Annotated in this window: 17 protein-coding genes; 3 read left to right on the top strand and 14 right to left on the bottom strand. The window is 60.1% G+C overall.

Annotated features, from left to right (window positions below):
• Positions 1-75: 75 nt before the first annotated feature.
• Positions 76-567: a hypothetical protein gene (locus tag NF876_RS00785; protein WP_262267114.1), complete on the bottom strand. Its 492-nt coding sequence runs from the start codon at positions 565-567 to the stop codon at positions 76-78.
• Positions 568-779: 212 nt separating this feature from the next.
• Here NF876_RS00785 and NF876_RS00780 point away from each other — a divergent pair, with 212 nt between their 5' ends.
• Positions 780-1,211, top strand: a complete 432-nt coding sequence (locus tag NF876_RS00780) for a response regulator (protein WP_262267113.1) — start codon at positions 780-782, stop codon at positions 1,209-1,211.
• Positions 1,212-1,228: 17 nt separating this feature from the next.
• Here the strand turns inward: NF876_RS00780 and NF876_RS00775 are convergent, their stop codons facing one another.
• The 13 genes from NF876_RS00775 to NF876_RS00715 all read right to left on the bottom strand — a co-directional run bounded on the left by NF876_RS00775 (position 1,229) and on the right by NF876_RS00715 (position 9,427).
• Positions 1,229-1,489 (bottom strand): helix-turn-helix transcriptional regulator, encoded by a 261-nt coding sequence (locus tag NF876_RS00775; protein WP_262267112.1) that lies wholly within the window; start codon positions 1,487-1,489, stop codon positions 1,229-1,231.
• A 154-nt stretch (positions 1,490-1,643) separates the two neighbouring features.
• On the bottom strand, positions 1,644-2,462 hold the full coding sequence (locus NF876_RS00770) for a hypothetical protein (protein ID WP_262267111.1): 819 nt from the start codon (positions 2,460-2,462) through the stop codon (positions 1,644-1,646).
• Positions 2,463-2,476: 14 nt separating this feature from the next.
• Complete coding sequence (locus tag NF876_RS00765) at positions 2,477-3,250, bottom strand: hypothetical protein (RefSeq protein ID WP_262267110.1); 774 nt, start codon at positions 3,248-3,250, stop codon at positions 2,477-2,479.
• A 65-nt stretch (positions 3,251-3,315) separates the two neighbouring features.
• Positions 3,316-4,386 (bottom strand): hypothetical protein, encoded by a 1,071-nt coding sequence (locus tag NF876_RS00760; RefSeq protein WP_262267109.1) that lies wholly within the window; start codon positions 4,384-4,386, stop codon positions 3,316-3,318.
• Entirely contained in the window at positions 4,371-4,916 is a 546-nt protein-coding gene (locus NF876_RS00755) for a transposase (RefSeq protein ID WP_262267140.1), read from the bottom strand. Before NF876_RS00755 ends, NF876_RS00760 begins: the two co-directional genes overlap by 16 nt.
• A gap of 29 nt (positions 4,917-4,945) precedes the next feature.
• Positions 4,946-5,464, bottom strand: coding sequence for a helix-turn-helix domain-containing protein (locus tag NF876_RS00750; protein WP_262267108.1), 519 nt, complete (start codon positions 5,462-5,464; stop codon positions 4,946-4,948).
• Positions 5,465-5,749: 285 nt separating this feature from the next.
• The gene (locus NF876_RS00745) at positions 5,750-6,391 is read right to left on the bottom strand and encodes a hypothetical protein (RefSeq protein ID WP_262267107.1); all 642 of its coding nucleotides are present in this window, start codon (positions 6,389-6,391) and stop codon (positions 5,750-5,752) included.
• Between the two features lie 27 nt (positions 6,392-6,418).
• A complete protein-coding gene (locus NF876_RS00740; RefSeq protein ID WP_262267106.1) occupies positions 6,419-6,703 on the bottom strand; it encodes a hypothetical protein in 285 nt (94 codons plus the stop codon).
• Positions 6,704-6,737: 34 nt separating this feature from the next.
• The gene (locus NF876_RS00735; RefSeq protein ID WP_262267105.1) at positions 6,738-7,055 is read right to left on the bottom strand and encodes a DUF5983 family protein; all 318 of its coding nucleotides are present in this window, start codon (positions 7,053-7,055) and stop codon (positions 6,738-6,740) included.
• Between the two features lie 183 nt (positions 7,056-7,238).
• Positions 7,239-7,652, bottom strand: coding sequence for a hypothetical protein (locus tag NF876_RS00730; protein WP_262267104.1), 414 nt, complete (start codon positions 7,650-7,652; stop codon positions 7,239-7,241).
• Positions 7,653-7,805: 153 nt separating this feature from the next.
• Positions 7,806-8,405 (bottom strand): hypothetical protein, encoded by a 600-nt coding sequence (locus tag NF876_RS00725; protein WP_262267103.1) that lies wholly within the window; start codon positions 8,403-8,405, stop codon positions 7,806-7,808.
• A complete protein-coding gene (locus tag NF876_RS00720; protein ID WP_262267102.1) occupies positions 8,398-8,703 on the bottom strand; it encodes a hypothetical protein in 306 nt (101 codons plus the stop codon). The genes NF876_RS00725 and NF876_RS00720 overlap by 8 nt, the downstream gene beginning before the upstream one ends.
• A gap of 271 nt (positions 8,704-8,974) precedes the next feature.
• A complete protein-coding gene (locus NF876_RS00715) occupies positions 8,975-9,427 on the bottom strand; it encodes a hypothetical protein (protein ID WP_262267101.1) in 453 nt (150 codons plus the stop codon).
• Between the two features lie 216 nt (positions 9,428-9,643).
• Here NF876_RS00715 and NF876_RS00710 point away from each other — a divergent pair, with 216 nt between their 5' ends.
• On the top strand, positions 9,644-10,450 hold the full coding sequence (locus tag NF876_RS00710) for an outer membrane protein (protein WP_262267100.1): 807 nt from the start codon (positions 9,644-9,646) through the stop codon (positions 10,448-10,450).
• A gap of 1 nt (position 10,451) precedes the next feature.
• Entirely contained in the window at positions 10,452-12,776 is a 2,325-nt protein-coding gene (locus NF876_RS00705; RefSeq protein ID WP_262267099.1) for a fused MFS/spermidine synthase, read from the top strand.
• The last annotated feature ends 98 nt before the right edge of the window (positions 12,777-12,874 follow it).

Genomic DNA, 12,874 nt, shown 5'->3' with positions numbered 1-12,874 from the left:
TGGATCGCCTTCATCTGAGCACGAGTGGGACGAGCGCGTTTCATGTTTTCCCTCTTCTAAGCGGTTGAGGATGGATTAGTCGGCGAGGATACCAGCGGCCCACAGGACGGCTTTCGCTTGGTCCGTGAAAAGGAAGTCGACCTTCTGCTCCTCCGTCATGAGTCCCCATGCGGCGCGGAACAGGTCCTGAAGGTCGCCAACCTCATGGTCACCTTCAGAATCCTCACCATGCACGAAGGCAGCATGTGTGAAGGTGTCGGCATCCTTCACGTCGGCGAGCGTGAATGGGCGCTTGGAGTCGTCTCGTTCCGTGAGCACCGGCTCGAAGCACTTCCTGGCCGGGAGCCCATCGCCCTCGTCGAACACATTGACGATCTTGCCCTCGATGGCGACGGTGAATGCGATCCCCTGAGATCCCTCGAGGCGCTCAATGCGATCAATGATCGCTACGGCGCCGATCGGGAACGTGAGCTCGTTGTCATCGGGGTCCAAGCCGCTGGTTTCGACCAGCATCTGAACCACGTCGTCTTTCTTGAACCCGAAGGCTTCGGGTAGTTCCTGGGTCATTTAAGGCGTCCTCGATTGCTGTTTCTGGGGTTTTCCGGATTGGCAGTGCGCCAAGCAAAAGGGCCGTCATCTTTCGATGACAGCCCTCTTAGTCGGCTCGAGTTGGCTCGATAACCCTTTGCTTACCATACCGGCCACTCGTCGGTCCGGGAGCCGAACCGCTGGGCAGGCGCGTCGTTAACCACGAGGACTAGCTCAGTGAGGTTGCGTACATGACACCGATCCTGTCCCCTTGGAGCCGCCCAGCCCCGGCTAAAGCTCACCGTCCGAAGAATCTGCGCCAGCGCGTTCTCGTGGTCGAAGATGAGTTGATCATCGGCGAGATTGCGGCTGAAGCCCTGACCGAGGCCGGCTTCGAGGTGTTTACCGCAGCGAGCGCCGAAGAAGCCGAGGTGATCTTGGCCGACGTTTCCGTGGACGTCCTCTTTACCGACATCAATCTCGGAGGCCGAGATGGATTTGATCTGGCGGCATCAGCTTTGACGCTCCAACCGCTTCTGTCGATTGTCTTTACGTCCGGTCGCCCCCGCGCCTGTCACGGGATGTGTGCATCTGCGGGTGTCCCGTTTCTTCCAAAGCCTTATCGGCTGCCGGAAATGATCGGGTTGATCGAGCGCGTGGTGAAGCGCGATCCTCCTCAGTGAGCCGGGAGCGGGGCTGATCAGACGTTTGTCGGCGCAGTAACCAGCCGACGCTTGGTCTTAGCTCTGGCCTTGAGAAGCAAAGCTTTGATGTGCTGTTTGACCTCTGGTTCATTGACAGCGAGCTGGGCTACGATGTCACTTGTTGGGACCCCGCCGGCTATAAGCCGGAGAACAAGAGCTTCCTGCATTGACAGCGCAGGCTTTGACCCTCTTCTATTCTCGTTGGCGGCGGGATGGGCCTCTGGCTCAACCAGGTTCTGCGTTCTCTTTGCCCCCATGTTCTCCCCCTGAGCCGCGGAATATGCTCCCAGCCTTTTACAGGATTATAAAGGAACAGACTTGGCTGAGTAGCTCACAGACTTTGCACTTTGGCTCATGGGCCAGTCCCATAAGGGGTATTCTTTAGCAGGCGAATAACAAAGGAAGGTTGTTCTAGCCGATCAGGGCCCACTTGCCGCCGATCGGCAGGTTCATCGTGACCTTCTCGTGGGCGTAAAAGAGGGTCTTGGATTCTTGGTCGACCCAGCCATCGTCGTTGGACCAGAAATCGCCAGCATCGTTGACGATCGCCCAGGTGGTTTTGTCGGCAAGGGCCTCCTGGTGGTCGCTGATCCGCTTGAACTCGACCGGAGCATTCTCCTTGAGCCAATTCAGGACGCTCTGATGATAGGCGCTACCGCTCTGGGCCTGGCCCCAGACATGAACCCACGCCGCAGCATCGCCCGTGAAAATCCCGGCGTCATCGATGCGCTCCAGGCGGGCGGTTTCAGTTTCGAGGCCGCTGCATTCCGCAATCCACCAGCCCTCGCTTTCGGCCTGTGCCAGATCCGGCCGGCTGGCCCAACTCGAGGCACGGGCGGGTGCTGGCGCGGCTGAATCCGACGGCAATGCAGCGGGCTTCACCTCGATCCCTTCGGCAACGCAGAGTTCTTCCCAGTCGCCGTAGTATTCGATGCGGTCATCCTGACCCTCGACCTGCAGGACGAAGGCCTCGTCGTGTTCGTCCTGGGCTGAAACCTGCGACCATCCCGCAGCCCGGGCGGCTGCCTCGTATGCACTGTCGGCTGGTTCGGCTTCCGTGAACAGGGTCCAATCTTCTTTGAGGGCCTCGGCGCCGGAGCCATAGGTATAAACGCTAATACCCTCATCCTGACGTCTGATGAGAAGGGTCAGCCCTTCGGCTTGGACCGTGACTTGATCGCCGGTCTTCAGCAGATTGGCTTGTGTGTTGAGCGTGATATCAGTCTGCATCGAGGACCTGTCGTTCAAGCTGCTTGCGGAAGGGTTTCGTAGAAGAAGGGGGCTCCGGTTTCCGCATCGTCGCGGGCTTGGCGTGTGACGGCGCACCGGATGTTATGCAGAGCTGGGAAGTAGGATCCTGCATCTGGCCACCGGCGACCGTTCGGAGCGACGAGGGCGAACCCGTGCCCTTTGGCATCGACCTCGACATCAAAGCCGTCAGGCAGAAGGCCTAGGGTACCTTCTTTCAGAAGGTCGGGCTTTCCGTGCTCGGAACACTTGCCATCGCCCCATTGACCGTTCCCTTCGATAATCAAGGCGGCATTGTATGGGTCGGTCTTGAGCTTCTTCAGCGCGAGGAGTGCACCGGTTGCGGGCTGCGGGCCATCTTCCCCTGGTTCGGGCAATCTATAGGTCGTCGCCGGGATCGGCAGCTTGCCCTTGTGCTGTTTGCGTCGCTCGGTGAGCAGGGCCAGGAAGGTTTCTTCTGAGGATCCTTTGCGGCTGCTGCAGCCGGACATGAAGCCGGTTTCGCTGATGAACGGCTTGCCCGGGTCGATGGCGTAGAAGCACATCCATCGGTCGGGAGTGCAGATGGCACGGATGCCGTCGATTTCGAGAATCCGAGGGGTCTTGTCCTCGACACCTTCTAAGCGGTCAGCCCACGGTTTGGATTGAGCGTCTCCGGAAGGAGGCTCGATCGGATTCCTGTAGGCAAATACTGCGTCCTTAACTGCTTCTTTCACAGCCTCGGGCATCGTTGGCTGCGGGGAGAACAAGGCATCGAAGTCGAACGCCATCTGGCTGGCGCCGGGAGAGTTTCGGGACATGAGATGATCCGTGTCGACGAGGGTGCTAAAAGGGGCTACGCGGCCGTGACGGCAAACCGGAGCGGGCCGTCGGGAATGACTCTGCCGCCCTTGTGCTGAGTGGCGATCTGCTTGGCCTGAAGGCTACACCTCAGGCCTTTCAGGACTAGGCACGTTCCATCCGGAAGGCGGTCGCCTGGCTTAGTCTTCCTCCAGGTGGGATGCTCGCCGGCAATCGATTGAGCTTCAGCGGAGCGCCTGTAGAGCGTTTCGACGATGGCACGGAATCGGCTCTTGTCGATGTCTTTCCCGTAAACAGAGGACCGGCAAATATTGGCGTCCGCGGTCAAGTGAGAGGGATCATGGCCGACATCCGCTAGGATCCGCAGCTTCGGCTCAAGGGTCTTCGATGATGCTGCGCCAAGGAAATGGACGCGGCTGGGCCTTGATTGCCGAATGAAGTCCCGGAGTTCGTCGGGTGTAACCGCCTTCTCATTCGATGGAATTCCGACCACCCATCTGTCGCTGTCCAGAATCTCAACAATTCTGGCGTATGCCTGAGCGAGTGTCAGGTCGCCGACCTGGATCGGGATAATCGGGATAGACTGATCCTGGTTGATCTCTTCCAGAATCCAGGACCGGTACCGCTCCACCAGAGCGATGCTGACGCTCTGATTTCCTACTACATCCGGCATTACGAATAGAGGACGAGGGTAGTCAGGCTCGTCGGGTGTGGCCGACCCGTCGATGCCGCTGTCACCATTGAGGAAGTAGGCGATTGTCGCCTTAATGCACTCATATCGCTGCCAAACTCGGGTGAAGTCCACTGTCGGGCATCCGGCGAGGAGTCTTTCGGTCTCATCTGAAAAGAGGTCGCAGATTATGGGTTGAGGCCGCGAAGCACCTTTGAGGGAGCGTTTGAACTCACTGAAAGCACCAGAGTCCACGAAGATCTGGGTTTTGTGCAGAATGACCGCTTCGGCGATTGCCTCGATGGCAGTGCTCGACAGTTCTCCTGCTTCAACGCCGATCCCGCGGCTCTTCAGATTCTTCCAGACGAACGCTCCCGCTTCCAGATCGCCGATGCGGCTCATCCCAGATGCGAAAATGACTAAGTAGGTCGCCAAAAGTCCTGCAACAGCGTTCTGAGCCAGAAGCGTTTGGACAGCATGCCGGCCTTGCGGCGCGCCTGCTGCGGCGTCAGCCTCAGAACCCACTCAGCGGCCTCGGCGGCCAGAGCATCGATGGACGCGGCCTGCCGGTTGGCCGCTACCAGTCGCTTGAGCTCGCGCCAGAGCTGATCCATCGGGCTCAGTTCGGGCGCCTGCCGGGGCAACCACACGAACCGGATGCGCAGCCGGGCGGCCAGGGCTTGGGTCTGCGGGGCGGTGTGGGCGCTGGCCCGATCCGTCAGCAGCCAGAGCCAGCCGGCGCCCCGGTAGCGGCGCCGCAACGCGCGCAGGAACGCCTGGGCATCGGCCTGACCGGCGCGGGTGCGGATCAGCACCACCCGGCGAGCGGTCCGTAGATCAATCGCCCCGAACAGCACCCGCTTGGCATTGCGCCCGGTGATCGGCACGAGAGCCTGGGTGCCCTTGAGCGCCCAGGTGGCGCGCAGCGGCGGAAACAGCCGCAGCAGGGACCAGTCGAGGCACAGCAGCCGATCTCCCCCGTGCCGGCCGGCTTTCAGACGTCGGGTGATCCCCCCTTTTTCTGCGCCAGATGCGCCGCGCGCGCGACATAGACATAGCGCGGCCGCTTCCAGCGATAGCCGGCCTCGTGCAGGCGGCGCCGCAGCGTGCGCGGGCTGACCGCGAGGCCCTTGGCGGCCAGGTCGTGGGCCAGCAGCGGCACCGTCCAGCTCGTGGCCTGATAGCCGCAGCGGCGCGGATCGCGCGCCAGGGCGGCGGCCAGGCGCTGCGGCGTGAGCCTCGGCTGACGGCGGGGACGTCCGCTGCGCGGCCGGTCGATCAGGGCCGTGGTCTCATGTTCGGCCCGGTACTGGACGAGCCAGCGATGCACACTGGAGCGGTTGACCCGGCAGCGGCGGGCTGCCTCGGCCACGGGATGCCCCTCGGCCACCAGCAGCAGCGCCTCGAGGCGGCGATACACACGAGCCTCGCGGGCGCCAGCCAGCGCGGCAGCCAGCCGCGTGCGATCCGCCTCATCGAGCCACGTCTCGGGAGAGTGATCATGGTGTTGCATGCTCCCCAGCAAACACCCGAGGCTCTCGCGTTGCAAGTCTTATGGCGACCTACTTAGCTTCTGCTTCAAAACCTCCAACAGGGCTTCGGTCGTGAGAGCAACCTGATTGTCATTGACGGGAGGAATAAGCGGTGCTGCATCAACCCCGAAGATCGGAGACTGAACCGCAGGCGTTACGACAACAGGATCTGCGATGAAGAGATCGAAGTCGAAGGTTGTCTGAAGGACGGTAGCAGAAATCCGGGGCATCGATAGCCTAGTGTGAATGAGGGATGGGGCAGGCCCCTACCAGGAGCCGCGCGTGATCACGCGGCGAGCCGCATCGATCCACTCTTGATCGCCGTACCCGTGGTAACCGCCAATCACTTGGGCCCCAGCCGGCGCGGTGGCTTCCTTTTCAAGAAGTTTGATCTGGTCGCCGTAGCGATTGAGGAGCCGCTCATCATAGAACACCGAGGCCTCGCCTTGCGTGACGCTCATCCGGTGGCGCTCGATCCTTACCTTGGAAGGATCGAAATCGGGCAGAGGACGCTTGGTGTCGTTGATTACCTCGGCCCAGGCCTCTGTTGCCGTGTAGCGGCCGACGACAGTGCCTGAGGCGTCCTTGATCGTGTGCCGCCCGTCGGCGCCGGTTAGAGCATCCCGCTTATGAGACAGCCCGCGGGCAGCGAGGGCCTCATTCAGGGTCGGCTCACCAATCAACTCGACTTCGAGATCGTCGCCAGCATTCCGGACGCGGAATTTGTAACCTTCATGTGCGAACTCAACCCAAGGATCGACTTCGGTTCGGAGCTCAGCATCGAACACGGCCTGAGTGGCTTTTGCCCGAACTGTCTCGCGGCCCTGGGGACCGAGACGGTCATGCAGCTTTGCCCGCAGCATCAGGAAGGGGTTGTCGGATCGACTGGCGATCTGTTCTTGGAACATGGTCTATAACTCCTGGCGGCACGTAGCTCAGTCGATGGAGGAGAGTTGCGAGGTGTCGACGCCAAGGTCATGGAGGCGCGCATCCAGGGATTGAAGCCGGGTCTGGAATCTCCCGCGCAGGGCAGTGAAAACGGCTTGGAGATCATCGCTGGTCTCGATCACAAGCTCACACGTCTGATTGGTCGCATCAGGCGTGAAGATCTGAACTCTGGAACCAACGGTGAGCGATGCGGCGATTTCGTCGTGATGGGCAATAATGGCTCCGCGCTGCGCCAGTGCGTCGGCGGCGGATTGAACATGTCGGGGCGTCATGAAAGCACCTCGTTCGAAAGAGGAGTAGGACGGTTCAGTGCTCGAAAACCGGAAGAACGTTCGGATCCGGATCAGCCTCGTTGTCGTAGAGAACGTAATCGGCGCCGAGCTCACGGGCCTTCTTCATGGCGTCGACGATCTCTGGCGGGCACTTGGGATAGGCCTTTAGGTCCGCCTCGTGTGGGGCATAGACCAGCCAGCCGTGCTGGGTGACCCCGCCCGAGAACGGCAACTCGTCGTTCTCAAGCGTATTCAGATGTGCAACCGTTTCTGGCCGAAGGTGCGCGGTGGACAGGTCCAAAAAGGCGCGCAGCGGGTATTCCACCGCTGGTTTGAACACAGGGTAGGTCATGGAGATTTCCTGGGGTTTTGAATTGTCGCTCTCAGCCAATCAGGGCTTTGGGAGATGCAGACCTTCGCTGAGGAACGTTCAACTCAGCGGAAATGAAAAGGCGAGGGGTGTTTTCCACTCCCTCGCCTGATAGTCACGTTGGCTACATGGAAGCGCCACCCGATCAGGTGACCGACCCGAAGCTCAGTAATCCACGAAGTTTTCGTACTTGCCGCTAATCGGAAACGGCACGCCGCAAGGACGGGTTGAGGTTTTGCTGACCGCTACAGTGGCAGGCCCTGCCAGGGCGATCTCGATCGGCTTGCCATCCGGGAATGCGCCTTTGAGCCGCTTACCGTCCCGCGCCAGCTGCGCGGTGACTTTGCAGAGGGTCTTGCGGGTAATGAGACCGTCTGGGCTGCGACCCTGCTGTTCCGCCTCGAAGACAACAGTGTACGACTTCCCGCCGGCGACTGGATCGATTTCCAAGCTGCACGATACATTCTTTGCGCAGACATCGTCATTGCCTCCATACCCGCCTGCGAACGGATCTCTTGCCATAGCAGGGGAGGTCGCGATGGTAAGAGCGGCCAAAGCGAGGCCAAACTTCAACTTCATGATTTACACCTTTGATCGTCGTGCAGCGAATTAAACCGACTGCAGCGAGCTTATTGAAGACCTCATGTGAATTGTCGAGGGATGGCGAGCAGCAATCGGTGGACAAGGGATTACTGTTGCGGGCGAAAGGTAGATCTACCTACCGAAATCTCGTCAAATCGCCTCAAGCCACTCCGCCTCAATGCCGAGGCCCATGACCGTTGTTGGCCAAAAGTCTCCGATTTCCTCGCCATGGGAGAAGGTCTGCACATATCCTGGGTCGGACCCAGGACCTTGGTTTTGCCCAAGGAAGGTGATTTCCGCGCCAACGGGCAGCTCGACCTGTTTCATTATCATGCCTCCGCTTGGATGCGGTTCCCAGCGTCCCAAATGGGACCCTTCTTTGGAAACCCGGTACCGGGCTCCCTTCTTAAGGTCGAGCCTTTGTGGCTTCGGCGGAGCGGGCGCGGGCTTGGGCGGAGAGACGAATGTCGTGTCGAAACCTCGGACGATCTCAGTGATCGTCTCGGCAGTCAGTGACTGGAGGTCGCCGCTCTGGACCGGGTTCGGAGACGTCTCAAGCTCACCCCCTGGAACTGTGGCAGCCCGGTACAGGGCGTAGAATGTCCCATCGTCCCGGTTGAGCGTGATCACAACGGCTTGGTCATTGTTGAGCCAGCGGTCGAAATCCTCATAGGGCCGATAGTTGTGATAGTTCGAGAAGCCAGCGGCCTTCAGAACGGCACGGGCATTATTGAGATGGTCTTCAAGCATTCTCGCCGTCTCCCTCGTCCGTCGCGCCCCCGGTACTCCAGTCACCATCCGGATCAAATTGGTCCAGAGCGTCGGGGCATGGCTGCCCCTCAAAGGCCGGATTGAATGGTGCGCAGGTGCCAGCAAAGGCTACACCCTCGGCGGAGGCATCACCGGCAATCACCCCGAGCTTATCCGCGATGGCAGCGGCCATAGTCGAACCGATGGTTTCGAGTTCACCCGCCCAGATGTCAGCTTGCGGAAGGCCGATTTCCTTGGCGCAGTCGAGCATTTCGTCGAGGTTCAAGAGTTTGGTCATTCGCTGATCTCCGTGTCACTAGGGCCGATGAGGCTGGGTTCTTCGATGTCTCCCTCAAAGATGGGCATCAGGAGATACCGGGAATCGCCTCCAAGCTTTGCTATAGCGGCGACCGCATAGGCGGGGGTCATGATCTGAAACGACGTGAGGTTGAGAGGGTCCTCGTCGTCGCCTTGGATGTTGTGCCCGGACGGATCAGCGAGTTGAAACCCAAGCATCCTGCGACCAGAGCCCGGGGCCGGAGCGCCAAAAGGCGGCGTTGCAGTCGTGCTCACAGGGTCAGCCCTTCTCGCTTGGCGGCCTGGAGTGCTCTCGAAGCTCGTTTGATTGGATGGTCATCAGGCAGGCGGGTACATCTCGCAGCGCCGCCGAGCTGGTCGGCAGCCCAAAGTCGCAGCATCGCCAGTGTCTCGACCAAACCCTGCGCCGTCTCACGCGAGCACGGGCTCCCGGTGGCAAACTCCTCAGATAGGCGGAACGGAATGGGGCCCTGGAGTACCGGATCCAATTCAAACTTGTTGTCCGACAGTTTGCCGCCAGGACGGATACCGGCAACGAAGCTGGCACTGGGATCCCACGATTCGAGTTTGTAGCGTTCAACCCGTCGGCCGTCGGCTAGACGGATAGCGCTCTCCCCCGCCTTCAGGGGAGTTTCTGCCTTCGTCACGAGTGTCTGGACCCTCCAGGCATCATAGAAGGCGACGGTGACCGTAAATGTCTCCATAGGAGCGCCTCCTGGCGCGAGAGGAATTCCCTGGAATTTCAGGGGTTTTGAGGAGGATTGATCCAGATTTGGATGGCTCTTCAGGGAAGGTGTGAGGCCTTTTACCAAACCGATCGGCTTTCCCCCTTTTTAATTCGGCTTCGCCCGTTTTATTGCAGACAGGGGCGGGGCGATCGGATAACAGCGGCCTATCGAACACCAGGAGTTTCGCAAATCATGAACAATCATCTGAAGGGTTTCGCCGCTGCAATCGCGCTTGCTCTTGCCAGCACTTCCTCGATGGCCGCTGATCTTTCTGCCCCGTCGTTCTCGTCCATTCTGCCGTCCGCTGTTCAGAGTCTGAAGCCGGGTTTCGTGTGGACCGGTGTCTATGTCGGCGGCAATGCGGGCCTGGCGTATGGCGAGAGTCAGGGCCAATTCGGCAGCGACACCGCGGTGTCGGAGCTCGGCGGCTGGGTTCGTCCCAAGGACGATTTCCAGACCTTTATCGGCGGCGCCCAGGCTGGCTACAACTGGCAGACGGGTCTGCTCGTGTTCGGCATCGAAGGCGACATCAGCTACCTCGATGACGTGAAGGCCTTGTCCATGCCGCGGACGGTTGAGGGCACGGGGTATACTGTCAACGGAACGGTGACGGTCCAGAACAGCCTTGAGTGGTTAGGCACCGTGCGCGGCCGCCTTGGCGTGGCGGCGGATCGGTTCTTCGTTTACGGAACTGGTGGCTTGGCCTTCGGCGACGTGAAGAACAGCGCTCTCGTTGAGGGTACGGTGACGACTGGCCGCGTGGTGACTCCTCTCGAGCCCATTAGCGGCAATGGTGATGAGACCCGCACTGGCTGGACGGTTGGCGCAGGCACTGAATATGCCATTACGAACAATCTGACGGGCAAGTTCGAGTATCTCTACTACAATCTCGGCACGTCGAAGTATGATGTCGGAGCCGCGGGCGAGGTCGCTGATTACCATGTTCGCAGCGACAACACCGGCAACGTCGTTCGTGCCGGCGTGAACTTCAAATGGTGAGTTGCCGTCACTTCATGATGGTGAAAGGAGGCCGGGCATTACGCTCGGCCTTTTTCTTGATAAACGCAATTCCAGCCACGCGGGCGCCTCGACGATGCTTCCCCTTTTTGCCACCACCATTTTCTTGTCTTCCTTCCTGCTCTTCGGTGTGCAGCCGATGTTCACCAAGATGGTGCTCCCGATCTTGGGGGGCTCTCCGTCGGTCTGGTCCGTCGCTATGGTTTTTTTCCAGGCTCTGCTGCTGGCAGGCTATGCCTATGCAAACCTGCTGGTGACGCGGATGCGCCGGGGCGTTGCTGTCGCGGTCCATGTGAAATTGCTGGCCCTGGCTATGGCAGGGCTTCCGATTACGGTCATCGCATTCGGAAACCCGGAGCCGTCAGGCGCGACTGCGTTCTGGCTACTGGGCGTGTTCGCTGCGTCGGTCGGGCTGCCGTTCTTCGCCTTGTCGGCAAATGGCCCGTTGCTCCAGGCGTGGTTTGGCCAGGTCGGGGACAAGCAATCTGCGGATCCGTACTTCCTTTATGCCGCCTCGAACGCAGGGTCTTTCCTCGCCCTTCTGTCTTATCCCCTCCTGATCGAGCCGTGGCTGCGGCTGGGCGAGCAAAGCCTTCTCTGGGCATCGCTCTATGGCCTGCTGGCAGCGGGCGTCACTCTTTGTGGCTTTTACCTGATCCGCCGGGGACGAGTGATTAGCGGGATTGTCGCCACGGATGACATTGAGGGAGCCACAGTGGGATGGTCGGACCGTCTGGCATGGATGGCCATTGCCCTGGTGCCGTCCGGTCTGCTGGTCGCCGTCACGGCCCATATTGCGACCGATGTGGCTTCTGCCCCCTTCCTTTGGGTCCTGCCCTTGGCCCTGTTCCTGCTGACTTTCATCATGACCTTCCGCGAGAGGTCGTTCGCCTCGTCGGGAAAGTTGAAGGCAGTTCAGGTCTGGGGGATCGCCTTCGTTTTCTTGATGCTGCTGAAAGGTGCGGAGACACTGGCCCTGGCGGGGCTCCACCTAGGGGTTTTCTTCATCAGCGCTTTTATCGCTCATCGAGCTCTCTACGAGCGTCGCCCCACGGCCCGGAACCTGACCTCGTTTTATGTCTGGATGTCCGCCGGTGGGGTGCTGGGTGGCGTATTCAGCGGCCTGCTGGCGCCATTCCTGTTCTCCGGGGTTCTTGAGTACCCAATCCTCCTGGTGGCCGCTCTCTTCGTCGGGCGGAAGGTTGCTTGGAGGGAGCTCACCTTTAAGGAGGCTTATCCGGGTATCGCTGCAGCTATCCTGCTGGTGGGATGTGGCGTTTTGCTCCTTTTGGTCGATCGGCTGAGCGAAACAATCCTGTTTATCACAGGGGTGTTGCTGATCATCCTCCTGATCCTCACCTGGCGAAAAGCCGTCGGTGCGGTCCTTGTTGGAACTGCCTGCGCTCTTACCGTGACGGTTCTGTCGGATCTGGTGGTTGGGACAACCTCATACCGGTCGTTCTTTGGCGTCAATAAGGTCTATGAGTCTCCGGACGGGCAGTTCCGGTACATTCGCCACGGCAGCACGATCCATGGGGCGATGAGGCTTCGGACTTCGGACGGCAAGCCAGTAGCCGGCCGGCCCCAGCCCCTGACCTATTACGCTTCGGCTGGATCGAACGTCCTTGGAATCGAGGCGGTTCGACGTGCCCAGGGGGGACAGCTAAATCGCGTCGCAGCGGTCGGGCTGGGAAGCGGCAGCATTGCCTGTTCGATCAAGGCGGGAGAGGATTGGACCTTCTTCGAGATCGACCCAGTGGTGACGGAGATTGCGACCGATCCGTCCCAATTCGCGTTCATGGCGAAATGTGCGCCCAATTCGAGGATCGTCCATGGCGATGCAAGGCTTACGCTGCAAAAAGAGACCAATCGTTTTGACCTCGTCTTTTTGGACGCCTTCTCGTCGGACTCGATCCCGGCTCATCTGATCACTGTCGAGGCAATCCGCTCCTATCTGGATCGGATGAGCCCGAATGGCGTGGTCGTGATGCACATTTCCAACCGGCACCTGGACCTGCGAGCAATCGTTGCACGAGCTGCGGCCGAGGCGGGCCTGGTTACCTATGCCGGTGCGACGAAGGCCAGTGGGGAGGCGACTGGAGCGAGTATTACGCTCGCGATCGGCCATAGGGGCGAGGATTTGGGAGCCATCGCCCAGACGTGGAAACTGATTCAGCCGGACTTGTCCCGGGCACCCTGGACAGACGATTACTCGAACATTCTTGAAGGGATCAAAGACAAGTGGTTCGGGCCAGGGATGGATGATGTCTTGATCCAATCTGGGCAAACCGTCGAAGCATCTAACTGACGCCCGGGATTGCCAAGCCCCTTATAAAAATGGGCGGCGGTCATAGCGACCGCCGCCTTTTCACGTTCTTGGTCAGGCGTCCGACATTGGACCCGCTG

The organism is Microvirga yunnanensis, from assembly GCF_025460875.1.
Note: the sequence above shows the minus strand (reverse complement) of the source record. Positions and strands in the feature narration are given on the sequence as shown.